This is a genomic window from Rhodospirillum rubrum ATCC 11170 (genome assembly GCF_000013085.1).
Classification (GTDB): domain Bacteria; phylum Pseudomonadota; class Alphaproteobacteria; order Rhodospirillales; family Rhodospirillaceae; genus Rhodospirillum; species Rhodospirillum rubrum.
The window spans coordinates 3678660-3703165 of record NC_007643.1 but is presented as its reverse complement, the minus strand read 5'-3'; the positions used below and the strand labels follow the sequence as shown (position 1 = coordinate 3703165).

General features: G+C 66.3%; 25 protein-coding genes. 8 read left to right on the top strand and 17 right to left on the bottom strand.

What is annotated here, in order from left to right; genetic code table 11:
- Positions 1-35 precede the first annotated feature (35 nt).
- Positions 36-806, top strand: a complete 771-nt coding sequence (locus RRU_RS16570; RefSeq protein ID WP_011390960.1) for a protein phosphatase CheZ — start codon at positions 36-38, stop codon at positions 804-806.
- A gap of 60 nt (positions 807-866) precedes the next feature.
- Positions 867-1397, top strand: coding sequence for a bacteriohemerythrin (locus RRU_RS16565; RefSeq protein ID WP_011390959.1), 531 nt, complete (start codon positions 867-869; stop codon positions 1395-1397).
- A gap of 35 nt (positions 1398-1432) precedes the next feature.
- Here RRU_RS16565 and RRU_RS16560 read toward each other — a convergent pair whose 3' ends face one another.
- Both RRU_RS16560 and RRU_RS16555 read right to left on the bottom strand, forming a co-directional pair.
- Entirely contained in the window at positions 1433-2536 is a 1104-nt protein-coding gene (locus RRU_RS16560; RefSeq protein ID WP_011390958.1) for a site-specific DNA-methyltransferase, read from the bottom strand.
- Between the two features lie 153 nt (positions 2537-2689).
- Positions 2690-3346 carry a ribonuclease HII gene (locus RRU_RS16555; RefSeq protein WP_011390957.1) on the bottom strand — a complete coding sequence of 219 codons (657 nt, stop codon included), beginning with the start codon at positions 3344-3346 and terminating at the stop codon, positions 2690-2692.
- 285 nt (positions 3347-3631) lie between these two features.
- Here RRU_RS16555 and RRU_RS16550 point away from each other — a divergent pair, with 285 nt between their 5' ends.
- From RRU_RS16550 to RRU_RS16535, 4 genes are all read left to right on the top strand, one after another.
- On the top strand, positions 3632-4123 hold the full coding sequence (locus RRU_RS16550; RefSeq protein ID WP_011390956.1) for a DUF29 domain-containing protein: 492 nt from the start codon (positions 3632-3634) through the stop codon (positions 4121-4123).
- Positions 4124-4530: 407 nt separating this feature from the next.
- Entirely contained in the window at positions 4531-4707 is a 177-nt protein-coding gene (locus RRU_RS16545) for a hypothetical protein (RefSeq protein ID WP_014626535.1), read from the top strand.
- A 399-nt stretch (positions 4708-5106) separates the two neighbouring features.
- Entirely contained in the window at positions 5107-5490 is a 384-nt protein-coding gene (locus RRU_RS16540) for a DUF423 domain-containing protein (RefSeq protein WP_011390955.1), read from the top strand.
- A gap of 100 nt (positions 5491-5590) precedes the next feature.
- Positions 5591-5959 carry a response regulator gene (locus RRU_RS16535; RefSeq protein ID WP_014626534.1) on the top strand — a complete coding sequence of 123 codons (369 nt, stop codon included), beginning with the start codon at positions 5591-5593 and terminating at the stop codon, positions 5957-5959.
- A gap of 193 nt (positions 5960-6152) precedes the next feature.
- Here the strand turns inward: RRU_RS16535 and rpmG are convergent, their stop codons facing one another.
- The 7 genes from rpmG to RRU_RS16500 form a co-directional block, all read right to left on the bottom strand.
- Positions 6153-6320 carry a 50S ribosomal protein L33 gene (rpmG, locus tag RRU_RS16530; protein ID WP_011390953.1) on the bottom strand — a complete coding sequence of 56 codons (168 nt, stop codon included), beginning with the start codon at positions 6318-6320 and terminating at the stop codon, positions 6153-6155.
- Between the two features lie 112 nt (positions 6321-6432).
- Complete coding sequence (locus RRU_RS16525) at positions 6433-8115, bottom strand: S41 family peptidase (RefSeq protein ID WP_162470630.1); 1683 nt, start codon at positions 8113-8115, stop codon at positions 6433-6435.
- A gap of 136 nt (positions 8116-8251) precedes the next feature.
- Complete coding sequence (gene rnr / locus RRU_RS16520) at positions 8252-10645, bottom strand: ribonuclease R (RefSeq protein ID WP_014626532.1); 2394 nt, start codon at positions 10643-10645, stop codon at positions 8252-8254.
- Positions 10646-10808: 163 nt separating this feature from the next.
- The gene (gene topA / locus RRU_RS16515) at positions 10809-13556 is read right to left on the bottom strand and encodes a type I DNA topoisomerase (RefSeq protein WP_011390950.1); all 2748 of its coding nucleotides are present in this window, start codon (positions 13554-13556) and stop codon (positions 10809-10811) included.
- Positions 13557-13725: 169 nt separating this feature from the next.
- Entirely contained in the window at positions 13726-14805 is a 1080-nt protein-coding gene (locus tag RRU_RS16510; RefSeq protein WP_011390949.1) for an ABC transporter ATP-binding protein, read from the bottom strand.
- Complete coding sequence (locus RRU_RS16505; RefSeq protein WP_011390948.1) at positions 14793-16517, bottom strand: ABC transporter permease; 1725 nt, start codon at positions 16515-16517, stop codon at positions 14793-14795. Before RRU_RS16505 ends, RRU_RS16510 begins: the two co-directional genes overlap by 13 nt.
- A 15-nt stretch (positions 16518-16532) precedes the next feature.
- Positions 16533-17540 (bottom strand): ABC transporter substrate-binding protein, encoded by a 1008-nt coding sequence (locus RRU_RS16500; RefSeq protein ID WP_014626531.1) that lies wholly within the window; start codon positions 17538-17540, stop codon positions 16533-16535.
- Positions 17541-17801: 261 nt separating this feature from the next.
- Between RRU_RS16500 and RRU_RS16495 the strand changes: the two genes are divergently transcribed.
- The gene (locus RRU_RS16495) at positions 17802-18083 is read left to right on the top strand and encodes a type II toxin-antitoxin system HicA family toxin (protein WP_011390946.1); all 282 of its coding nucleotides are present in this window, start codon (positions 17802-17804) and stop codon (positions 18081-18083) included.
- A gap of 54 nt (positions 18084-18137) precedes the next feature.
- Entirely contained in the window at positions 18138-18458 is a 321-nt protein-coding gene (locus tag RRU_RS16490; protein WP_011390945.1) for a type II toxin-antitoxin system HicB family antitoxin, read from the top strand.
- A 35-nt stretch (positions 18459-18493) separates the two neighbouring features.
- Here the strand turns inward: RRU_RS16490 and RRU_RS16485 are convergent, their stop codons facing one another.
- The 8 genes from RRU_RS16485 to RRU_RS16450 form a co-directional block, all read right to left on the bottom strand.
- Positions 18494-18763, bottom strand: coding sequence for a type II toxin-antitoxin system RelE family toxin (locus tag RRU_RS16485; protein WP_011390944.1), 270 nt, complete (start codon positions 18761-18763; stop codon positions 18494-18496).
- Positions 18747-18971 (bottom strand): type II toxin-antitoxin system RelB family antitoxin, encoded by a 225-nt coding sequence (relB, locus tag RRU_RS16480; protein ID WP_011390943.1) that lies wholly within the window; start codon positions 18969-18971, stop codon positions 18747-18749. Before relB ends, RRU_RS16485 begins: the two co-directional genes overlap by 17 nt.
- Before the next feature lie 96 nt (positions 18972-19067).
- On the bottom strand, positions 19068-20192 hold the full coding sequence (dprA, locus tag RRU_RS16475) for a DNA-processing protein DprA (RefSeq protein ID WP_011390942.1): 1125 nt from the start codon (positions 20190-20192) through the stop codon (positions 19068-19070).
- 2 nt (positions 20193-20194) lie between these two features.
- Positions 20195-20863, bottom strand: coding sequence for a glutathione S-transferase family protein (locus tag RRU_RS16470; RefSeq protein WP_011390941.1), 669 nt, complete (start codon positions 20861-20863; stop codon positions 20195-20197).
- A 96-nt stretch (positions 20864-20959) separates the two neighbouring features.
- Positions 20960-21610 (bottom strand): glycerol-3-phosphate 1-O-acyltransferase PlsY, encoded by a 651-nt coding sequence (plsY, locus tag RRU_RS16465; RefSeq protein WP_011390940.1) that lies wholly within the window; start codon positions 21608-21610, stop codon positions 20960-20962.
- Positions 21603-22901: a dihydroorotase gene (pyrC, locus tag RRU_RS16460; RefSeq protein ID WP_011390939.1), complete on the bottom strand. Its 1299-nt coding sequence runs from the start codon at positions 22899-22901 to the stop codon at positions 21603-21605. Before pyrC ends, plsY begins: the two co-directional genes overlap by 8 nt.
- Complete coding sequence (locus RRU_RS16455) at positions 22901-23860, bottom strand: aspartate carbamoyltransferase catalytic subunit (RefSeq protein ID WP_011390938.1); 960 nt, start codon at positions 23858-23860, stop codon at positions 22901-22903. The genes pyrC and RRU_RS16455 overlap by 1 nt, the downstream gene beginning before the upstream one ends.
- 100 nt (positions 23861-23960) lie before the next feature.
- Positions 23961-24491: a hypothetical protein gene (locus RRU_RS16450; protein WP_011390937.1), complete on the bottom strand. Its 531-nt coding sequence runs from the start codon at positions 24489-24491 to the stop codon at positions 23961-23963.
- Between the last annotated feature and the right edge of the window lie 15 nt (positions 24492-24506).

Sequence of the window (24506 nt, the reverse complement as noted above, 5' to 3'; positions counted from 1 at the left end):
TTCCGCCGGGATCAAGTCATAGGATTACATTAGAAATGCCGCATCGCGATAAGACGAAGCTGTTTACTGCCGAGCGTCAGATGCGGCGCTCCGGTGGCGGGGGAAAGGACGAGGGCGGCGGGCTCGCCGAGATCCTCGAGACGCTTCAGGCGCTTCGCGGTGAGGTCCGCGATCTTGATCGCAAGGTGGTCGGGTTGCAGGTGGCGGCGGGTGCGGCTGCCCTCCCGATGCTTCCCCCCGAGGAAACCCCGACGGCGGCGGTCGCGCGCAAGAAGGAGGAGCGGACCGAGGTTCGCATCCTCAAGATTGAGCTGAATTCCCTTGCCCATAGCATCGAAACGACGAAAAAAGAGATCGCCTTGCTGCGGGCACAGGGCGATGAGGGCGATCGTCTGACCACGGTGGCCAATGAACTTGACGCCGTGGTTTCCGCCACCGAGAGCGCCACCGAGACGATCCTTGATACGATCGAAAAGATCGCCACCACGGCGGCGCAGATCCAGGCCCAGGAGCAAGACAGTTTCATCCGCCAGTTGGCCGACGAAATTCAAGAGATGACCGTCTCGGTGTTCGAAGCCTGTAATTTCCAGGATCTGACCGGCCAGCGTATCACCAAGGTGGTCAACACCATGAAATTCGTCGAAGAACGAGTCGACAAGATGATGGCGATCTGGGGCCGGGAAAGCTTCCGCGATCTGGAAGAGGATCCGCCGATGATCGCCGCTGGCGACAACCGCCTTCTCAATGGGCCCCAGGACGTTGGCAAGGGGATCAGTCAGGACGAGATCGACCGGCTGTTTGGCTGATCACCGGGCTTTTCCGCCGCTCGCCGGTTTGGTGTCTCCCTTTTCCTTCGGGGTGATCTCATGGAAAAATCCACCTCCCCCGCCGTCGATGGCCGCTCCGCTTCCCGGAGCGGCGCGCCTTGGACAGGCGCCGCCCCTTGGCGCCCCCTGATCTGGCTTGACGTTTACAGCGTCGGCGATCCCTTGCTTGACGATGACCATCGCCGGCTGATGGAGGAAATCAATCACCTGGGCGCGGCCCTTATCAATCAGATCGCGCCGGTGTCCGAGGCGTTGATCGCCCCGCTCAAACGCTTGGCCCACCAGGAGGCCGAACATAATCTTCGGGAAGAGGCGATCCTCGCCCAACTTGGCTATCCCGGCCTTGAGGACCACCGCGCCGAACACCGCCAATTGGAAAGCGGCCTTGGCGCCCTGGTCGAAAGCCTGATCCCCCAGGGCCCGATCGAGCCGGAAATCCTGGCCGACCTGCTCAAGGATTGGTTCGTCCGCCACGTCCTCGGCCAGGACATGCGCTATAAGACCTATGTCCTGGAAGGCCGCGAAAGGGCAGCCCCGCCGCGCCCACCTTTGGCGCAGCCAAAGACTTAGAACGGGGAGCGTGAAGCGGGTTTCACGCCCCCGCGCTAAAGGGCGCAGGCTTCCAGTTCGGCCCGTACCTGCTGGCGCAGCACGTCGATGGGAACGGCGCCGCCGGGGCGGTCGATATGCCAGAACGTCCAGCCATTGCAGGCCGGAGCGCCTTGGACGGCGGCACCGACCTGATGGATCGAGCCGCGATGATCGCCATGGGACGAGGTGGCGACCAGCGTGCCATCGGCGCGGACCTTGGCTGTCCACCGCCGCTGGGAATCGCAAAGCAGGCTGCCCGGGGCGAGCAGGCCGCGTTCGACCACGGTGCCAAAGGGAATGCGCGGTTCGGATTTCTTCGACGGCGTGATCAGCAGCCGCAGATCCTTGATCGGTTCGACCTGGGCGATGCGCTGGCGGGCGGCGGCGATATAGGCTTCGTCGCGTTCCAGGCCGATCCACTGGCGACCAAGCAATTTGGCGACGGCCCCGGTGGTGCCGGTGCCGAAAAACGGATCGAGGATGATGTCGCCCGGATGGGTCGACGACAAGATCACCCGATAAAGCAGGCTTTCGGGCTTTTGGGTGGGATGGACCTTCTTGCCGTCCTCGGCCTTCAGGCGCTCCTTGCCGTTGCACAGCGGCAGCGTCCAATCGCTGCGCATCTGCAAGCCTTCGTTCAGGCTTTTCATCGCCTCGTAATTGAAGGTGTAGCGGGCCTCGGCCGATTTGGCGCACCACAGCAGGGTTTCATGGGCATTGGTGAAGCGGGTGCCCTTGAAGTTCGGCATCGGGTTGGCTTTGCGCCAGACCACGTCGTTCAGCGTCCAGAACCCCAGATCCTGCAGCTCGGCGCCGACCCGATAGATATTGTGGTAGCTGCCGATCACCCAGATGGTGCCGTTGTCTTTCAGCAGGCGCCGCGCCTCGCGCAGCCAGCTCCGAGTGAACTCGGCATAGGCGCGCTGGCTTTCGAAGCGGTCCCATTCGTCATCGACGCCATCGACCCGGCTGTTGTCGGGGCGCAGCAGTTCGCCGCCCAGCATCATGTTATAGGGCGGGTCGGCGAAGATCATGTCGATCGAGGCGCTGGGCAGCGACCGCATCACCTCGATGCTGTCGCCCTGATAGATGCGATTGGTGCGCAGCGGGTCGGTCATGACTGCCCCTCCAGGGGATGGCGGACGGCAAGGGAAGCTTCGATGTCAGTCAATTGCTTGCGAGCCGATCACGAGAAAACGACAAACCAAAGGGCCGGAGCCCAGGATGTGGTGTCCGGCTGCGACTCGGCCACCGGATCTAGGTTAGTGGCATCACGAAAAAGTCAAGGCCGTTACACACTTATGCCCCGGGAGCGCTGATCGGGCAAGGGCCTCGCGCACCGGGGCGAAGGAGGCGCGGTGATGGGGCGTCGCTCCCAGGCGATCGAGGGCCGCCAGATGCTCGGCCGTGCCATAGCCGGCGTTGCGTTCCCAGCCATAGCCGGGGAGGGCCTGGGCCAGCGTCGCCATGGCCGCGTCGCGGTGCACCTTGGCGACGATGCTGGCCGCCGCGATCGACAGCGACAGGCCGTCGCCGCGAACCACGGCCTGACCGGGGCAGGGCAGGGGCGGCAGGCGGTTGCCGTCGACCAGGGCCAGATCGACGGGGGGGGCCAGTTTGGCCAAAGCCCGCCCCATCGCCAGGAAGGTGGCCTGAAGGATATTGATCCGGTCGATCTCGGCGACGCTGGCCTCGCCCAGGCCGACCTCGACCCCCGGATCGGCGAGCAGGGCCGTAGCCAGCCGTTGGCGCAGGGCGGCCGACAGCTTCTTGGAATCATCAAGGCGGGCGAGCAGGGCGGGATCGGCGCGTCCGGCATCGATGACGACGGCGGCGGCGACCACCGGTCCGGCCAGCGGTCCCCGGCCCACCTCGTCAACGCCGGCGACCCGGCCGCCGCAGGCCCGTTCCAGGGAAAGATCGGGCATGGCGGAAATCCTTTGCGACTGGGAAAAAAGCGGAAATGGCCGGGCCAACCATAGCCCTTGCCAAGGCGCCGTCAACGCCGGCCGTCCAAGGGCCGGGGGGCCGGCCGAGCGCGAGGAAAGGGCTGCGGAAACGCTGTTAAGCGCGGCGCCATCCTGTATGATCCGCAAGGTGAACCCCGCGCCGTGCCAAGGCGGGGAAACACCATGGCCGTCGGCTTGCCGCGCCAGGAACAGCCTGGGCAAGGCCGGTGGCGGTTCCCTGAAACAATAAGGGGAGAATGACCCATGGGGATGGAGCATAAAACCTATGAAGCCGATCTGTTCGTCTGGTGCCAACAGCAGGCGGATGGACTAAGGGCCTTGTCACGCAGCCGTCGGGATCTTCCCGATGATTTGGATCTTGAGCATATCGCCGAAGAGATCGAGGACATGGGACGGTCGGAACTGCGTGAAGCGACCAGCCTTGTGCGCCAGATCTGTGTACGGGTGATCATGGCGATGTCCGCCCCCGAGGCGCCGGACCGGGCGCGGTGGCGGAGCGAGGTGGTCTCCTGGCATAATCTTCTGCTTGATACGATCACCCCGGGCATGATCGACCGGATCGACATCGGCGTCATCTGGCGCCGCGCGGTCAGCGAGGCCAAAGCGGCGCTGATCGAGATCAACGTCGCGCCGCAAGCGGGGTTGTCGTTCCAGGCGCCCTTGCCGGCCGATCATTTCCTTGACGAAGACTTCGACTATGATGCGACGGTCGCTCGCCTGGGGCCCACGGCCTAAGGTCAGCCGCCCGAGCCGATCAGGGGCGCACCCCTCCGGCCCAGGCGTTTTCGCGCGATCAGGCAAAGCCTGTCCTCTCACGCCGAGAAATCCGCGCCACGCTCAAGCCCGCTTGCGAGTCGGCCGCTTTCCCAACCCCACCCTCCGGCCTTTTGGCCGCCTTCCAACCCCGCCTGTCGTCAGGGGGGCTTCGCCGCTTGATCGACGTGTCGGACGGCCGGTCCGGTGCGCGGTTTAGAATAATTAAAGTTTCATAAGGGCTTGACGGGCGCTGTCGCATTCATTTCACTGGTGGTTGCGAATTTGCCGCGTAGGATCCTTGTCTGTAAGGCCGGTTCAAGTCCCGGGCGTGCCCAAGGGGCGCCGGGGGAATCGGGCGGAAGATCCATAAAAAGGGGGAGAGTGCCATGGGGCTGTTTCCACCATCACGGTTCGATCGTGTCCAGGGCTTTGCCGTGGACGGGGATAATTTGGCTTTGGTCGTGGAGGGGCGGACCATCCGTCTGCCCCGGGCCTTGGTCGAGCAGGCGCTGCGCGCCGCGCCGGCCGAGCGCGATGCCTGGGAAACCTCCCTGGCGACCTGAGCGCCTCGCCAGCGCGACCTGAGGTCGCCCCGCCATCGCGACCTGAGGTCGCCGCCATCGCGGCCCGGAAAAGGGCGAAGGGCGCGCCTCCCGCCGCGAGGCGGTCGCCCGTTTGGCGTCTCGTCACAATATCCCGCCCGCTTGGCCGGCGCGGGAACCGATTGGCTCGCCGGATGTTCCTATGCCGTCGAAGGGCGTTCGCCAAGGCCGGTCCGGCCGCGGAAAGCGCCTGATGGCATCGGTATCCTCTTTTTCCTCAAGAGCGCGTACTTTGGCGGTGTCCCTTGGGCACCGCCCTTTTTCGTGTGCCGCTCCAGGATCCTGAGAGGGGAGCAAAGTGCTTTCGCGCACTTTGGTTTAAATGACTCGGGATTTGCGCTCTTACAGAGGAGATCCTTCATGCGCTGGGGGTCCTGGCTGGCTTTGGCCGGCCTCAACGCCTTTTTGTCCATCGCCAGCGGCGCCTTCGCCGCCCATGCGCTCAGCGCCCTGGGAGACGCCCACGGCGTGGGCTTGATGGAAAAATCGGCGCGGTATCAGATGTATGGGGCTTTCGCCCTGGTCGTCTGCGCCTGGCTTGCTGAGCGCGGCGTGGGAGGGCGGCTGGTCGCGGTGGCGGGGTGGCTGCATCTGGCCGGGGTGGTGCTGTTTTGCGGCGCGCTGAGCGCGATCGCCCTTCTGGGCTGGCCGGCGGGCCCCGTGGCGCCCTTGGGCGGTAGCGCCATGCTGCTGGGCTGGGGTGTTCTGGCGTGGATCGGTCTGCGGGCGCGGCGCGGCGCTTGACACCCCTGACCTGTCGTTTGACAGGGTCTTCTTCCATCCCCATCATGCCGGTCAAAGGTCGTCCGGCGGGGAGGACCATCTTGAAATCATGGGCCAGCCAATGGCAAAAACCATTCTGATCGTTGAAGACAATGAGTTGAATATGAAGCTCTTCAATGATCTTCTTCAGGCGAGTGGGTACGATACCGTACAGACTAATGACGGGCGCAAGGTCGTTGACCTCGCGCGCGCCCATCGACCCGATCTGATCTTGATGGATATTCAGCTCCCCGAGGTTTCGGGGCTGGAGGTCACGCGGATGCTTAAGGACGATGGGGATCTGAAAGCGATTCCGGTGATCGCCGTGACCGCCTTCGCCATGAAGGGGGACGAGGAGAAAATCCGCGAGGGCGGCTGTGACGGCTATGTCGCCAAACCGATTTCGGTGGCGGGCTTCCTGCAAACGGTTGCCCGATTCCTGGCCGCCTGATCCAGCGGTCCGCCGCCTCTCTGAAAGCCGAACAAACAAAAAGGCCGTCCCTTGCCGGGAGCGGCCTTTTTGTTTTGTCGGGCATCCCCACGCCATCGTCTTCGATCGGGATCAAGATCCGCAGGCCAAATCACGGTTGTTTGGCCCGGGGCTTTTGATGCCAAGCGAAGGATGGCGCGCGGCGCGCCGGTCCCTACTTCAGCTTGGTCTCGCGGAAGGGGACGTGCTTGCGCACCCGGGGGTCGTACTTGTTGAATTCGAGCTTGTTGGTGGTCTTGCGGGGGTTCTTCTTGACCACGTAGAAGTAGCCCGTATCCGCGGTGCTTTCCAGCTTCACCAGAATGGTGGCAGGTTTGGCCATGGCCTGAACCCCGTTCCTAAAAAGAGCAATGACGATTTGAGCGGCGGAGAATAGCCACCGCGGCGGCGATGTCAAGCGTTTAGGCGACTCATATCACAGCGAAAACCCGCGCTCACAGTCCGCTGGCCGATTGGGCCGGGGCGGTCAGGCGCAGGGCGCGGCCATAAAGCCCCTGGTCGGCGATCAGCTTGCGGGCTACCGTTTCGTCGATCAGGGCGCGCGGGTGGTGTTCGGCCGGGCAGGCGTCGCGCAGCGCCAGACGGCGGCTGGCGTCGCGCATGTCGGTTTGGCGCCACAAGGCGACATGCGCGGCGATTTCCGACTGGTCGCGGCGCATGGTGGTCAGCACCTTGTCGGCCGGCGCGCCATCCTCGCGGCTGGCCTCGGCGATGCCGCTGGTGCAGGCGACCGGCAGCACGCCCAGGCCATGAAGGACATAGCCCGAGGGGCTGTGGAAGCGCGACCACGTCAGGGTCAATTCGCCGCCATTGGGCAATTGGATCAGGGTTTGCACCGTGCCTTTGCCAAACGACGAGGTGCCGATCACCACCGCCCGGCCGTTGTCTTGCAAGGCGGCGGCGACGATTTCGGCGGCCGAGGCGCTGTCGCCGTCGATCAGGGCGACGATCGGCAAATTCTGGGCGATATCGCCGCCGCTCGAGGCATAGAACTGTCGGGCGTCGGGATTGCGGCCGCGAGTCGAGACGATGGGGCCGGTGTCAAGGAACAGGTCGCTCATCGTCACCGCCTGATCAAGCAGGCCGCCGGGATTGCCGCGCAGATCGATGACCAGCCCGCGCAGATCGGCGCCCAACTGTCGGCGGGCCTCGCCGATGGCTTCGGCGACCCGCGTCGTCGTGCCCTGGTTGAAGCTTGAGACGGTGATGAAACCGACGCCTTCGTCGAGATGGAGGTCGACGGTGGGCATGATGATCAGGGCGCGGGTCAGGGTCAGCGTGCGTTCGGTCGGCGTGTCGGCGCTGACAAGGGTCAAGGTGACCTCGCTGCTGGTCGGTCCGCGCAGCCATTCGCGCAGATCGTGGCGTGTGGCCCCCCGGGTGCTCTGACCATTCACCGCGACGATGACGTCGCCCAGGCGCAAGCGGGCATCGGCGGCCGGGGTGCCGGGCATGACCTGGGTGATGGTCGCGCCGCGTCCACCCACGTCGTACATGACGCCGATGCCGCCAAAGCCGTTGCGTTGGCCGCGGTTGACCTCGGCATCGTCGCGGCTGGCGTAGCGTGAAAAGGGATCAAGGCCGCCGAGCGCCGAGGTGAAGATCGCCTGATAGATCTCTTCGGGATCGCTGGCGTTCAGGCTTGGCGACAAATCGCGCGCCAGCATCACCACATTGGCGGTCAAGACGCCCCAACCCGCCGAGTCGCGGGCCCCGGCCAGCGGAAAGCGGCCGACGACCGTGCCGTTCCGATAGACATCGAGCATCGCCCCCACCGGGGCGACGGTGATCGCCGGATCAAGGCTGGTCAGGCCGCTCAAGCCCTCGACGCCCAGTTCCCGCAGGTTCACTTCGTCGATATAGCGGTCGGCAATGGCGCCGTAGCCATAGGAGAACAAGTCCTCGGTCTCGCCGCGCAGCCCCTTGTCGAAGGCGGAGGGCACCGTCCAAACGGCGGTCGGCGGGATTTTGCCACTGTGCGAAACCGCTGTCGCCTGCGGAAGGGCGGTGGACGCCAGCGGTGCGGGATGGGCGCAGCCGGTCAAGCCGGCCAACAGGGTAAGAACCACACGTCGCGTCGATGTCCGCCTCGGCGCCTCGGTTAAAACCGCACCCATGCCCGTTCGACTTTCCATTAAGGGGAGGATCTCTTCGCCGCGATCGACGCTGTCATCCTGCCTTCAGGGTTAGGCAAGATGCGCTCCCCTGTCTATGGGCTTTTTCGGAAATATTCCTTTTCAAAAACACGTGGTATCAACGGGTTTTACGACGGGAGGTCGTGGTGGGCGGGCGTTTCTTGGGGCCGCTCCCGACCGGCTCGCCGGCCAAGGCGTCGCGCCCGGCCGCCTTGGGCTTGCCGCGCGCCCCTTTCTTGAGCTTCGCCGCCGCGCCGCGCTCCTTCAAGCGGGTCTTGCCAAGGCCGTCGCGACCTTTGGTTTTTCCAGAGAAGCCCCGCCCCTTGGCGGCGCCGGCGACCCCGCCTTGAAGCAAGCCGAAGACCAGCCCGCCGCTGACCGGATTGGCCTCGCGCAGCAGAACCTCGACCGGCGCCCCCAGGTGGAATTCCAGGCCGTCGCGCTGGCCGCGCAGACAATGATGGGCATCATCATGGACATAGTAGTCGTTGGGCAGGCTGCCGATCGGGATCAGCCCGTCGGCGCCGGTGTCCTCCAGGGTGACGAACAACCCGGCGCGGGTGACGCCATTGATTCGGCCGGCGAAGGTCGCCCCGACCTTGGCGGCCAGGAAACTGACCGTATAGCGGTTGACGGCGTCGCGTTCGGCCTGGGCGGCGCGGCGCTCGGTGGCGGTGATATGGGCGGCGGTCTCGACGAAATCCTCTTCGGCGCCCGGTCGCAGGCCGTCGTCGCCCAGGCCCAGGCCGGCGATCAGCGCGCGGTGGACCAACAGGTCGGCATAGCGGCGGATCGGCGAGGTGAAATGGGCGTAGCGGCGCAGGGCGAGGCCAAAATGACCGATGTTATCGGGGCTGTATTCGGCCTGGGCTTGCGAGCGCAGAACCACCTCATTGACCATATGCTCGTGGGGCGTGCCGCGGGCGGCTTTCAGCACGCCATTGAATTGGCCCGACCGATTGATTGATCCCTTATGAAAGGGAATATCGAGCGACTCGAGAAATTCGCCCAAAGCCACCAGCTTATCGGGCGCCGGCTGGTCGTGGACGCGGTACATGCAGGGGCGGCGCTTTTCCTCCAGGGTCTCGGCGGCGCTGACATTGGCCGCGATCATCAGTTCTTCGATCAGCTTGTGGCTGTCAAAGCGCAGGCGCGGCTCGATGCGCGCCACCTCGCCGCCGTCATCAAGCACCACCTTGCGTTCGGGCAGGTCGAGTTCCAGCGTGCCGCGCCGGCTGCGCGCGCCCAGAAGCGCTTGGAAAACGCCGTAGAGCGGGGCGATGACACGCTCTTGCAAGGGCGCGGTCAGATCGTCGGCATGGCCGTCGCGGGCGGCCTGAACCTGGGTATAGGTCAGGCGGGCGGCCGAGCGCATCAGGCCGCGCAGGAAGCGGTGGCGCAGCTTGTTGCCCTCGGCGTCGAAGATCATCCACACCGCGAGGCAGCCGCGATCCTCATTGGGGCGCAAGGAACACCAGCCGTTCGACAGCGCCTCGGGCAGCATCGGCACGACGCGGTCGGGGAAATAAACCGAATTGCCGCGCTCGCGCGCCGCCTTGTCGAGGGCAGCGCCGATGCGAACGTAATGGGCGACATCGGCGATGGCGACCAGCGCCCGCCAGCCGCCGGGATTGGCCGGGTCGTCATCGGGTTCGGCGAAGACCGCGTCGTCGAAGTCGCGGGCGTCCTCGCCGTCGATGGTGACCAGCGGCACGGCGCGCAGGTCTTCGCGGCCGCGCAGGTCGACGCCCACGGCGGCCTCGGCTTCGGCCAGGGCCTCGGGCGGGAAATCAACGGGGATGTCGTGGCTATGGACAACGACCAGACTGATCGAGCGCGGCCCCTCGCGGCCGCCCAGCCGCTCGATCACCTTGGCCCGACGCAGGCCAAGGCGGCGCGAGGGCAGCAGTTCGGCCTCGACCAACTCGCCGGGTTCGGCCCCGCCGGCATCCTCGGGGGCGACCAGATATTCGTCGCGGTCGCGGCGGTTGGTCGGGCGCAGGCGCAGGCCGTCGCGGGCCAGGGCCAGCACGCCCAGCAGGCGCGAGGGGGCGGCCGCCAGCCGGCGGATCGTGCGGGCGTCATAACGCGCGTCGCCGATGCGGGTCAGGCGGGCGAGGATGCGGTCGCCCACGCCGATCTCGGCGCCGACCCCCGGGCGCCGGGCGTGATGGGGCTCGGGCCACAGCAGGATGCGCGGCGGCTCCTCGTCCTCTGGCCAATGCTCGGGCTTGCAGAACAGATCCCCCTCGGCGTCCGCCCGGGCGACGATCAGCACCGCCACCTCGGGCAGGCTGCCCGGCGGGGCGATGCGGCGGCCACGGCCGCGCTGCAGGGCGCCCTCGCTCTCCAACTCCTTAAGCAGGGTGCGCAGATCGGCGCGCTCTGGTCCGGTGATGTGGAAGGCCCTGGCGATCTCGCGTCGGTCGACCTCGCCGTTGGCGGCGCGGATGAACTCCAGCACCTGCTCGCGGCTGGGGAAGGGGACGTGCTTGGGGGCCTTGGGGGTCAAAGGGCTGTCCTTAGGGTCGGGAAAACGCCGGTTTGGCCGGGAAAGCCAAAGGCTGTCTTGGGGAAAAACGCGGCGGGCGCGGATCCCGTTCCCGGGGTCCGCGCCATCATGCCAGAGAGGAGCCAGCGATGGCATCGCCCTTCGCGGGCAAAAGCCGCCGCTTTCAGTCCGGATCGGCGCTCGCCGGTTTGGCCTTGCTCTTGCGCGGCGCCTTGGCCGGGGCGTCTTCGGCCGAGTCGGCGGCCTTTTTCGGCGCGGCTTTCTTGGTCGCGGTCTTCGCCGGCGCCTTTTTCTCGGCCGCCGCTTTTTTGACCGGAGCCTTGGTCGCCGCCTTCTTCGCCGGGGCCTTCTTGCCGTCGCCGTCCTTGGCCGCCTTGGCGGCGATCAGCTCGACCGCCTCGGCCAGGGTATAGGTCGCCGGATCGGCGGTGCGCGGAATGGTCGCGCGCACGCCGCCATGCTGGACATAGGGACCGAAGCGGCCGTCGTGGATGGTCACCGGCTTGGTGTCGGCGGGATGGTCGCCCAGGCTGCGCGCCGGCTGACGGGCGCGGCCGCCCTTGCCGGCCTCGGCCAACAGGCTGACGGCGCGGTTGAGGCCGATGGTCAGAACGTCATCGTCCTTGGGCAGCGATTTATAGATGTCGCCGTGCTTGATATAGGGGCCGAAGCGGCCGATGCCGGCGCTGATCATCGTGCCGGTTTCGGGGTGATCGCCGACCGGGCGCGGCAGCGACAGCAGCTTCAGGGCGATATCAAGATCGATGGTGGCGGCGTCCATGTCCTTGGGGATCGACACGCGCGGCGGCTTGACCGCCTTCTTGCCCTTTTCCACCGGCGCCGCCTCGCCCTTTTGCACATAAAGCCCATAGGGGCCCTTGCGCAGGGTCACGTCCTCGCCGCTGACCGGGTCCTTACCCAGCGGCTTGGTGCCATCCTCGGCCAGGGCGGCGCCGTCGCCGCCTTCGCCTTCCTTGGTGACCAGCGGCCGGGTGAACTTGCAGTCGGGATAGTTCGAGCAGCCGACGAAGGCGCCGAACTTGCCGATGCGCAGACCCAACCGACCGGCCGAGCACACCGGGCAGACGCGCGGATCGTGGCCGTCCTCGGCCTGGGGGAACAGGTGGGGCCCCAGTTCCTTGTCCAGGGCGTCCAGAACTTCCGAGACGCGCAGGGTGGCGGTGCCTTCGATCGCCGCCTTGAAATCCATCCAGAAGCGTTCAAGGACGGTTTTCCAGCCAAGCTTGCCGTCGGAAATCTCGTCGAGCTGGTTTTCCAGATCGGCGGTGAAGGAATACTGCACATAGCGCGAAAAGAAGTTTTCCAGGAAGGCGGTGACCAGACGGCCGCGGTCTTCGGGAATGAAGCGCCGGGCATCAAGGCGCACATATTCCCGGTCCTGAAGAACGCTGAGGATCGAGGCGTAGGTCGAGGGACGGCCGATGCCCAGTTCTTCCATGCGCTTGACCAAACTGGCTTCCGTATAGCGCGGCGGCGGCTGGGTGAAATGCTGATCGGCCTTCACGTCCTCGCGCTTGACGCCATCGCCTTCGCGCAAGGGCGGCAACAGGCGGTTTTCGTCCTCGCCGGCCCCATCGGGGCTGCTTTCGGGGCGATCGTCGAAGTCCTCGCGGTAGACCTTGAGGAAGCCGTCGAACTGGATGACCGAGCCGGTGGCGTGGAGCACCACCTTGGCCTCGGGATCGGCGATGTCGACGGCGACCTGATCAAGGATGGCGCTGGCCATCTGGCTGGCGACCGTGCGCTTCCACACCAGTTCGTACAGCTTACGCTGTTCGGCGGTAAGATAAGGGGCGACGCTTTGCGGCGTGCGCGCCACATCGGTGGGGCGGATGGCCTCGTGCGCCTCCTGGGCGTTCTTGGCCTTGGTCTTATAGACGCGGGGCTGTTCGGGCAGATAGGCCGCGCCGAATTCGGCGCCGATCAGATCGCGGGTGGCGAAGACCGCCTCGGGGGCGATCGAGACGCCATCGGTTCGCATATAGGTGATCAGGCCGACGGTCTCGCCGCCCAGGTCCACGCCCTCGTAAAGCTTCTGGGCCACCTGCATGGTCTGGCGGGCCGAAAAATACAGCTTGCGCGAGGCTTCCTGCTGGATGGTCGAGGTGGTGAAGGGAGCGGCGGGATTGCGCCGCGCCTGCTTGCGCTCGACACTTTCCACCCGCAGCGTCGCCGCCTTGATCCGCTCGAGGGCGGCCAGGGCGGTCGTTTCGTCGGGCAGGCCGAATTTATCAAGCTTCTGGCCGTCAAGCTGGCTGAGGCGGGCGCGGAAGATCTGCCCCTGGGGCGAGGCGAGGATGGCGTCGACCGTCCAGTATTCGCGCGAAACAAAGCGCTCGACCTCTTGCTCGCGTTCGCAGATCAGCCGCAGGGCCACCGATTGCACCCGGCCGGCCGAGCGCGATCCGGGCAGCTTGCGCCACAGCACCGGCGACAGGGTGAAGCCCACCAGATAATCCAGCGCCCGGCGGGCCAGATAGGCCTCGACCAGCGGCGTATCGAGATCGCGGGGATTGCGCAAGGCCTCTTCAACCGCCGAGCGGGTGATGGCGTTGAAGGTGATGCGCTGGACCTGCTTGCCAACCAGCGCCTTGCGCTTTTCCAAAACATCGCGGACATGCCACGAAATCGCCTCTCCCTCGCGATCGGGGTCAGTGGCGAGCAGCAGTCCGTCGGCCGACTTCAGGGCCTGGGTGATGTCCTTGACGTGCTTTTCGGATTTGGCGTCGATCTCCCAGTCCATGGCGAAGCCTTCGTCCGGGCGGACGGAGCCGTCCTTGGGGGGAAGGTCGCGGATGTGGCCGTAGGACGCGAGGACCACGTAGTCCTTGCCCAGATATTTATTGATGGTTTTGGCTTTGGCCGGAGATTCAACGACGACGACATGCATGGGATCGACTGGACCTCGTCCAGGGGTGGGTGCCTAAAAAAGGCGGCGGCTAGCCGGGGCCTGGACCCCTTGGACGGCCGATGGGACGACGGGAGAGCCCCGGCCCGAAGCGCTCGCGGGGCGAACCGGAGCAACGGATGAAGACAATTGGCATCCGCCACCGGGTTCGTCAACAGCCACCATTGGCAAGCGGCAGGATCCACCCGCCACCGATGCGCAGGGTAACCGGGCTGCCCTGGGGCGGCGGCGCCTGGGTGAGCCTGACCCGCAAGACCGTTTCCGGGGCGGCCTGGGGGCGCACGTCGAGGGCGAAATGATCGCCGTGGAACACGGTGTCGCAGACCGTACAGCCCAGACCTTCGGGGGTATCTGGCCCGGTCAGGCTCAGGTCCTCCGAGCGCAGGCAGAGGCGGGCCGGTCCGGCCGGATGGGCCGGGGAGTCGACGCTGATCGCCTGACCGAACAGCGTCGCCGCCACCGCGCCGCCGCCGGCGGTCGCCCGCCCGAGGTGGGCGGGCAGCACCATGCCGCGGCCGACGAAGCGGGCGACCATATCGGTGGCCGGGCGGCGATAGAGCTCGGCCGGGGTGGCGACCTGCTGAAGAACGCCGCCGTCCATAACCGCCACCTTATCGGCCAGCGACAGCGCTTCGGCCTGATCATGGGTGACATAGACCATGGTCGCCCCGGTCTTGGCATGGAAGGCGCGGAATTCGCGCTGCATGCTTTCGCGCAGATGGGCATCGAGATTGGCCAGCGGTTCATCAAGCAGCAAGATCGCCGGGTTCATCGCCAGACAGCGGGCCAAGGCCACCCTTTGGCGCTGGCCCCCCGACAGGGCGGCGGGCAGGCGCCCCCCCAAGGTCCCCAGGCCGACCTGATCCAGGCAGCGCTGAACGATCCTGGCTCGTTCGGCCCGGGCGACGCCCCGGATCTTCAGGGCATAGGCGACATTCTCGGCGACCGTCATATGCGGCCACAGGGCATAGGACTGGAAGACCATGCCCACCCCCCGGCGCTCGGGCGGCACGAAGGCGGTGTCGCTGGCGACAATGCCATCGCCCAGGGTGATGGTGCCGCCATCGGGGCGGTCGAAGCCGGCAATCAGGCGCAGCAGGGTGGTTTTCCCGCAACCCGAAGGCCCAAGCAACGCCAGGAAGGTCCCGGGCTCCAGGGTCAGCGACACGCGGTCGACGGCGGTGCGGGCGCCGAACTGGCGGCTTACGCCGTCAAGGCTTAGTCTTGCCATGGCAGAACTCCCTTGGGCAGGCGGGCCGCCCGGGCGAACACGGTAGCGGCCAGGGCGACGGCCAGGGTCGCCAGAACGGCGATCACCGAAACCGCCGCCGCCGCGTTGGAATTGCCTTCGTCGGTCAGCGAGAACACCATCACCCCCAGGGTCTCATGACCCGCCGACCACAAAAGCGCCGAGACGGTCAATTCGTTGAAGGCGGCGAGGAAGACCAGCAGGCCGCCGGCCGCCGCCGCCGGCGCCGCCAAAGGCAAGACGATGGCGAAGAACCGCGCCATCGGTCCGGCGCCGGCGACCCGCGCCGCCTCTTCCAGGGCCGGATCGATCTGGGCGACCCCGGCCATCGCCGGGCGCAGCGACAGCGCCAGGAAACGGCCGAGATAGGCGACCAGCAGGATCCAGAAACTGTTGTAAAGGCCGATCCCCAGGCCGGGCAGCGGCTTGAGGTATAAAAGGATGCAGCTTATCGACAAAATGATGCCGGGCAGCGCATAGGGCATATCGGCGATGTAATTGAGCGCCCGGGCCAGGGGCGCGCGGCGGGTGACGATGAAATAGGCCAGCGGCGCGGCGACCACCAACCCCACTCCCCCGGCCACCGTGGCCAGGGTGAAGCTGTTGGTCAGGGCGCGCAGCATCACCGGATTGGCGAAGACCGCCCGGAAATGATCGAGGGTGGCGCTGTCCCAGGTGGTGGCCACGCCCAGGGCGGGGGCCAGGGCGGCGCCGGTCAGGGCGGCCAGCGGCATCAGCGCGGTCAGCCCGAGGAAAAGCCACAGCCCGCCTTCGACCAGCAGCCGCCAGCGGCCGAGCGGCAGGGGGGCGAGGGCGGCGGTGTCGCGGGCGGCATGGCGGTTCTGCCGACCCCAGGCCCAGGCCTGCAGCAGCAGCCCGGCGCCGGCCAGTCCGGCCAGAATCATCGCCAGCACGGCGACCTCGGCCAGCACATCGGGGCCAAAGCCGTTGAGGCGGCGATAGATCAGGGTGGTCAGCATCGGGAAGCGGCCGGGAATGCCCAGCAGGGCCGAAACGCCGAAATTGCCGATCGCCGAGACGAAGGCCAGGGCCGCCCCGGCCAGCAGCGCCGGGCGCAGCAGCGGCAGAACGATGGTCAGAACAATGCGCGGGCCCCTGGCTCCGGCCATGCGGGCGGCTTCCACCAGATCATTGGGCAGGGCGCGCAAGCCGGCCCGCGCCGCCAGAAAAACCATCGGCGCGTGTTCCAGGCCAAGCAGCCAGATCACCCCGCCGGCCGAATAAAGCGGGTTGCGCTGGCCGGTGGCAACGCCCAGGCCGATCAGGCGCAACAGCGGGCTGTTGGGGCCGGCCAGCTCCAGCCAGGCCAGGGCGGCGATCTGGGCGGGGATGAGCAGCGGGATCAGGCAGATGAAGGTCAAAAGCCCGCGCGCCCGTACCGTGGTCAGGCCGACGACGATCGCCAGCCCGCCGCCGACGACGACGGCCAGCAGTGTCGAGGCCAGCCCGGCCTCCAGGGTATTCCAAAAGGCGGTGGTCGTCGCCCGGGCGCCGAGCACCCGGACGACCATCTGCCAGCCGCCGCCGGTGTCGGCGGCCAGCGGTTCGGCCAGCAGGCGCAGCAGCGGCAGCAGGCAGAACACCGCCACATAAAGCGTGGCGCCGCCCAGAAGCAGGGACTCACTGGTCAGGCGCGAGGGCAGGCGACGGGACAAGGCGCGCGGTACAATCATTCCGGGGCGTGAGACTCAGCCACCAAACAGATCGGAGAAGGTTCGCTTGGTCTGCTCGTCGTCCTTGATCAGGATTTCGGGATCGACCGAGATCAACAGCGGATCGACGAAGCCGGCGGGGAAGGTCTTGGGCGCGGCCACGCCCGGCAAGGCGGGAAGATAGCCCTGTTCGGCGGCGAAGGCCTGCCCCTCGGCCGACAGCAGCCAATCGATGAAAACCTTGGCCCCGGCCGGATTGCGGGCGGTCTTGAGGATGGCCACCGGTTCGGTGATGACGCTGACGCCATCGCTTGGGAAAACGAAATCGACGGGTGACCCCTTGGCCTTGGCATTGAGCGCCATGAAATCGACGATGATGCCGACCGCGCTCTGGCCGCTGGCCACCGCCTCCATCACCGAGCCATTGCCGCGCCCGGCCAGGGCGCCATTCTCGGCCAGGGCTTCGTAATAGGCCCAGCCGAAGGCCGGGCTGGCGGTCATCGTGCCGACATGAAGGGCGGCGGCGCCCGAATAGAGCGGGCTGGGCATGATCACCTGACCCTTGAAACGCCGATCAAGCAGATCCTTCCAGCTTTTGGGCGGGTCCTGAACCAGCTTGGTGTTATAGGCGATGCCGGTGGTGATGCGCTTGGTGGCGAAATAGCGGTGGTCGGGATCGTGAATAGCCGGGTCATAGCCGGCGGTCGGCGCCTCGGGATAGGCAAGCAGCCGGTCCTTGGCCTTCATCTGGCTGAGATCAAGGGCATTGGCCACCAGCAGCAGGTCGGGCTGGGGGGCGCCGGCGGCATATTCGGCTTCCAGCTTGTTCATCACCTCGGTGGTGCCCGAGCGGAAGAAATGCACGGTGATCTCGGGATGGCTGCGGTTGAACACGCTGATCATCGCGTTCAGCATGTCCTGGGGCTGCGAGGTATAGAGCATGAGATCGGTCTTGGTCGTCGCGGCGGGCGCTGGCGACTGGGCCTGGGCGCTGGCAAGGCCCAGACCGAATACGGCGGCGATGGCGATCAAGAGGCTACGCATGGGACCCATTCCGTTGACGGTGGCGGGGGAAGCGGCGGGCGCGCGGCCCTGCCGCGACGGGGCCGATCTAAAGGCTACGGACGACCGGGCAGGTGTGACACTTCCATGAAGTTCGCTCAAGCCCGGATGACAGCGACCGCCCGCTTCTTGATGGCGCTATCACAAAGCGATATCATATTATGATGGGTCTCGTAACCTTGGTGGCGTGCTTGGAAAATAGAAAGCGATGTTCGATAGATAAAAAAAGCGGGGTTTATCGCAATGAAATCAAAAGGTGATCTCAATTCCGCTCACCTGAAGACGCTTTCTGCGATATTTAAGAATCCCGCTTCTTCAACGATCGTTTGGATGGATATCGAGCGGTTGTTCCTGGCTCTGGGTGGAACTGTCGACGATAGCCGAGAAGGTAGTCGGGTTGCTGTCTCTTTGAATGGAATCAGGGCTGTTTTTCATCGCCCCCACCCCAGGCCATGTACCGAGAAAGGGGCCCTGCGGTCGGTTCGTCGATTTCTTGTCGCCGCCGGTATTGTCGAAGAAGGGTGAGTTTGGCGTAACGGAAGCGGGTGCGTTTATGTCAAAAATAAAGAGGGTCTTTCCATGAAGTACAAGGGGTATACATCCAGCGCTATCGACTTCGATGAAGAAGACAAGCTGTTTTCTGGCACGATCGACGGGATCAAGGATGTCGTCCATTTCGCGGCCTCTTCGGCCGATGATCTTGTGCAGGCTTTTCACGATAGCGTTGACGACTATCTCACCTACTGCCAGGAACGGGGAGAAGAGCCCGATAAGCCGTTCAATGGCCGTATTCTGCTAAGAACATCTCCCGAATTGCACAGAAAAGCGGCGATGGTCGCCGCGCGTGAAGGGCTTAGCTTGTCGAAATGGCTTTCCCGGATCATCGACCGGGCCGCTTAGATCACGCCGCGTTAAGGGTACCCTCCTGTCCCCGGCTATCGGTAAACTTCGCGACGGTTTCCGATGCGGAGAACCAGGATGCGCAGGGTGTCGTCTTCTATGTGCGCGATGATCCGGTAATCGCTCACGCGATATTTCCAGAACGCGCCGAGCCGGGGGCCTTTCAGAGCCTCTCCGAGGCTGCGCGGGTTCTCCAGAACGGCGACCCGGTCACGGAGAAACCGAAGAACGCGCGCGGCGATCTGCGGGTCGAGTTTGTCCAGTTCGCGCAGTGCCGAGGGATCAAACTCAATCTTCCAGGTCATAGCGTTTCAGGACGTCTTCAAGCGCCACGGTCTGGGTTGCGCCCGCCCGCAGATCGGCCAGACGCTGGTCGGCGAGATAGAAATCCTCGAGGTCTTCGAGATGGGCGGTGATGGCCTCGCGGACATAGAATGTTTTTGTTCGGCCGGTGGCGCGCGCCAGGGCCTCCAGGCGCGTTTCCAATTCGGCGGGCAGTCGAATCGCAAGCATGGTCGGGCTCCTTCCTTGCCACACAGCTATAGCATATAGGTATGGCGCGGGCCTTTGGCGCTTCCCCGGTCCCCGCCGATCGTCCGGCCGCTTTGCTCAGGCGATCAGGCAGACGCGGTTGCCGACCAGTCGGTCCAGGCGTCCGGCCAGTTCAAGCTCGAGAAGAACCACCGCCACCACCGCCGGCGGCAGGGTGCAGAGCCGGATGACCTCGTCGACGCCGACCGGCGACATGCCCAGGGCTTCGATCACCCGGGGCCGGGCGGCGTCGATGGTGGAGTCGGCGATGGGGCTGGGCGGGGCCGAGGCGTAGTTTTGCGGCTTATCCTCGGCCATCGGCCGGGCGATCAGCGGGCTGAGGATGCGCAGCACATCGGCGGCGTCTTCGATCAGGGCGGCGCCGTTCTTGATCAGGCCGTTGGGCCCCTGGGCGCGCGAATCAAGGGGCGAACCGGGAACGGCCATCACCTCGCGGCCCTGATCGGCGGCGAGTCGCGCCGTGATCAGCGAGCCCGAGCGCGGCGCCCCTTCAACGACGATCACGCCCAGCGACAGCCCCGAAACGATGCGGTTGCGCCGGGGGAAGTGGCGGGCCTGGGGTTGTTCGCCCGGCGCCGTTTCGGAAATCACCGCGCCCTCGGTGATCAGCCGGCGATACAGCCCGTCGTTCTCGGGCGGATAGACCACATCGACGCCGCCGGCGACCACGGCGAGGGTGCCGCTTTCCAAGGCTCCGACATGGGCCGCCGAATCGACGCCGCGCGCCATGCCCGACACCACCACCAGACCCGAACGGCCAAGGTCGGCGGCCAGACGTTCGGCCAGACGCTGACCATTGGCCGATGCGTTGCGGGCGCCGACGATGGCGACCATCGGCTTGCCAAGCAGCCCCAGGGCGCCGCGCAGGCAAAACATCGGCGGGGCGTCTTCGATCGCCGCCAGGGCCGGGGGATAATCCGCCTCGTCCAGAAAAACCATCGTGGCATCAAGGCCGGCCAGGGTGTCCATTTCCCGCTTGGCCGCCGCCAGCGGGCAGATGCGCAAGGGTTTGGCCCCGCCGCCGCGCCGCGCCAGATCGGGCAGGGCGTCAAGGGCGCTGGCGGCGCTGCCATAGCGGGCCATCAGCCGTCGCCAAGTGATCGGGCCAACGTTTTCCGTGCGCAGCAGGCGCAGGCGGTCAAGCTTTTCCGAGGCGGTGAGCGGCCGGGCGGCGGGGGCCATGGTCAGGCGGTCGGGGCGGCGGGTTCATAGCGTTCGATCACCCAGGGCTCGGCCTTGGCCAGGGCGTCCCATTCGGCCATCGCCGGCAGGGCGAGGATGGCGTCCATATAGGCCCTGGTCTCGGGGCCGACCGCCACCCCATAGGTGCGCAGACGGGTGACCACCGGGGCATACATGGCATCGGCGATCGAGAAGGCGCCAAACAGGAAGGGCCCCTGTTGGCCGAAGTCGCGCCGACACTCGGCCCACAGCGCCTCGATGCGGGCGACATCGGCTTCGACCTCGGGGGATAGCGGTTGGGGCGGAAAGGTCTTGCGGACGTTCATGATCAGGGCCTGACGCAGGGCCTGGAAGCCCGAATGCATCTCGGCGCTGACGGCCCGCGCCCGGGCACGGGCGGCGCGCTCGGCGGGCCACAGGTGGGCTTCGGGGAAGCGTTCGGCGAGATAGTCCAGGATCGCCAGCGAATCCCAGATGGTCAGGCCATCGTCGATCAGGCAGGGCACCTTACCGGTGGGCGAGGCCGCCGCCATTTTTTCCTTCGAGCCGGGTTCGTAGAGCGGAATGACCACCTCGTCAAAGGCGATCCCGGCGACCTTCAGGGCGAACCACGGCCGCATCGACCACGAGGAGTAATTGCGGTTGCCAATGACGAGCGTGGGATGGGCCATGGCATCTTTCCTTATAAGGGGGGCGTCGCGCCGGATCCGCCCGTCGGCAGTGTGAGGGGGAGTAAACGAAGAGGGCAATGGCGGACCCCCGCAGGGTCAGGGAGCGGCCTTCTTCTTGGCGCCGATGCGGCTTTCCTCGCCCTTGAGCAGGCGGGCGATATTGGCGCGGTGGCGGATCCAGGCCAGCAGGGCGAGCAGGGCGAACACCGCCGCATGGGCCGGGGTGGCCAGGACCAGGGCATAGGCCGGGGCCAGGGCCAGACAGACCAGGGCGGCCAGCGACGAATAGCGGAAGAGCGCCGCCACCACCAGCCAAGTGGCGCAGGCGGCCAGACCGACCGGCCAAGCGGTGGCCAGCAGGGTGCCCAGGGTGGTGGCCACCCCCTTGCCGCCCTTGAAGCCCAGCCAGATGGGAAAGTTATGGCCGACCACCGCCATGCCGCCGGCCAGCAACCCGGCGAGGACGGCGTCTTCGAAGCCGGCGATGCGCGAGGCCAGGGCGCTGGCGACCAGGGCGGCGATCGCCCCCTTGCCGCTATCAAGCACCAAGGTGGCCAGGGCCAGATCCTTGCGGCCGGTACGCAGCACGTTGGTCGCGCCGATATTACCCGATCCAATGCCGCGCACGTCGCCCAGGCCGGCCAGACGCACCAGCACCAGCCCGAAGGGCACCGAGCCCAGCAGGTAGCCGGCCAGCGCGCAAACCCCAAGAACCAGGGCGGGCATCAGCGTTGAAAGATCAGCCATTGGCGGGGAACACCGTGCGGCCATCGACGACGGTACGCAGAACGCGACCCTGCACCGGGCGGTCGTCGAAGGGGGAGTTTTTGGATTTCGACAGGAAGCGGGTGGCGTCGACCTTGCCGGCGCGATAGGGATCGAACACCAGCAGGTCGGCCTTGCCACCCGGGCGCAGGCGTCCGGCATCCAGGCCAAGCAGGCCGGCCGGGGCGACGGTCAGGCGCTTGAGCACCTCGAGCAACGACAGATGGCCGTTGTGGTGGAGTTCGAGCGAGATCGACAGCAGGGTTTCCAGGCCGACGGCGCCGAAGGCCGCCTGGGCGAAGGGCAGGCGCTTGGTGTCCTGGTCCTGGGGCGAGTGATCGGAGGCGATGGCGTCGATCACCCCGTCCTTCAATCCCTCGATGATGGCGCGGCGGTCGCTTTCGCCGCGCAACGGCGGCGACAGCTTGGCGAAGGTCCGGTAATCGCCGACGGCCAGCTCGTTGAGGGCGAAATAGAACGGCGCCGTATCGCAACTGACGCGCAGGCCCTGGTCCTTGGCCCGGCGGATCAGCGCGACGCTTTCGCCGGTGCTGATATGGGCGGCGTGGTAGCGTCCGCCGGTCATGGCGACCAGCCGCAGATCGCGTTCGAGCAAAATGATCTCGGCTTCGCGCGGAATGCCCGACAATCCCATGCGCGTCGCCAGATCGCCGGCGTTCATCACGCCGCCGGCCAGGGTCGGCTCTTCGGGATGCTGCATCACCAGCAGGTCGAAGGTGGCGGCATAGGCCAGCACCCGGCGCATCATCTGGGCGTTGGCGATCGCCTTGACGCCATCGGTGAAGGCCAGGGCCCCGGCTTCGGCCATGATGCCAAGCTCGGCCAGATCCTCGCCGCGCAGGCCCTTGGTGCAGGCGCCATAGCAATAGACCTTGGCCAATCCGGCCAGACGGGCGCGGCGGGCGACGAATTCCAAGGTCGCCTCGTCGTCCATCGGCGGATTGGTGTTGGGCAGGCAGACCATCGAGGTGATGCCGCCGGCCACCGCCGCCTGACCGGCGCTGCGCATGCTTTCCTTATGTTCCTCGCCCGGCTCGCGCAGCTGAACGCGCATGTCGACCAGCCCGGGGGCGAGACAGGCCCCCTGGCAGTCGATGATCTCGGCGTCCTCGGGGGCGGTGAAGGCGCCGGGGTGGACTTCGACGATATGCTCGCCATCGGCCAGCAGGGCGCCCGTTTGATCCAGGCCGCTGGCCGGATCGAGCAGGCGGGCGTTGACATAGGCGACGCGACCGGGGGAACGCAGCGACATTATGCGGTCTCCATCGAGGCGAGGTTGCCCGACAGCACCTCGAGAACCGCCATGCGCACCGCGACGCCCATTTCCACCTGCTCCCGGATCACGCTGCGTTCGAAATCATCGGCCACGTCGGAATCGATCTCGACCCCGCGATTCATCGGTCCCGGATGCATGATCAGGGCATCGGGCTTGGCCAGGGCCAGTTTCTCGCGGTCGAGGCCGAAATAGCGGAAGTATTCGCGCACGCTGGGAATGAAGTTGCCCTGCATGCGCTCCATCTGGATGCGCAGCATCATCACGATATCAACGCCGCGCAGGCCTTCGCGCATGTCATGGAAGATATCGACGCCCAATTCGCCGATGCCCGAGGGGATCAGCGGCCGTGGTCCGACAACGCGCACCCGCGCCCCCATCAGGGTCAGCAAGTGGATGTTGGACCGCGCCACCCGCGAATGCAGAACATCGCCGCAGATCGCCACGTCCAGCCCGCCCAGCCGGCCCTTGCGCCGGCGGATGGTCAGGGCGTCGAGCAGGGCCTGGGTCGGATGCTCGTGGGCGCCGTCGCCGGCGTTGATGACCGCGCAATTGACCTTTTGGGCGAGCAGGGCCGCCGCGCCCGACTCGGCATGGCGGACCACCAGCACATCGGGATGCATGGCGTTGAGGGTGACGGCGGTGTCGATCAGGGTTTCCCCCTTGGCGACACTGCTCGAGCCCACCTGCATGTTGATGACATCGGCGCCCAGGCGCCGCGCCGCCAGTTCGAAGCTGGTGCGGGTGCGCGTCGAATTTTCGAAGAACAGGTTGATGACCGTGCGCCCCCGCATCTCGTCGCTGACCTTGTTGGCCGAGCGATTGCGGTTGGCGTAGATCTCGGCGCGGTCGAGCAGGGCGGTGACCTCGACGGGCACCAGGCCTTCGATTCCGAGCAGATGGCGGTGGGTGTATTCGGGGAACAAGATCGCGCTCATGATGGCCCGGACTATAGGGCCGGCCCCGCGCGCGGGCAATCAAAACGACGGCCCGCAAGGGGCCGTCGCCAAGGTCTTTTGACAGGGGGAGATTCGGGCGTCAGCCGCCGTTGCGCGGGTCGGCGCCCCCGGCGACCGACCCCGAGAGCGGCGTCAGCATATAGGCCGTGACGCAAGGGGCGACGGTGGCGGGCAGGGCCTGTCCCACCGCCAGCCCGGTCAGCACGTTTTCGCAGGCCACCGGATCGGGGCGGGTGGTGGTGCCAAGCAGGGTATCCGAGAACAATTCATTGGTCGGATCGTCGGTGCTCAGATGGTCTTGCGCCTGTCCGGTCGCCAGCAGATAGGTTTCGATGCAAGGCGCGCCGTCCAGCGGCACCGGGGCGCCGGTCGCCACCTTGTAAAGCACGCCATCGCAGCGGTCGGCGCCGGCCAGCGGGTCGGCCTCCGTCCGGTCAAACGAGAAGGTCACCAGCGGCGTGGCGACCCGGGGAGCGGGTGCGACGGCGGCGAGCGAGGGCGCGGCCTGGGCCGGGGTCGTCATAAGTCCAAGCGACGGAACGCCAAGGAGCGCCGTAACAAGGGCGGCCGATCCAAGGGCTCTTTTTGACATCGCGGAAAACACGGTCATCGTCTGATCCTCCGA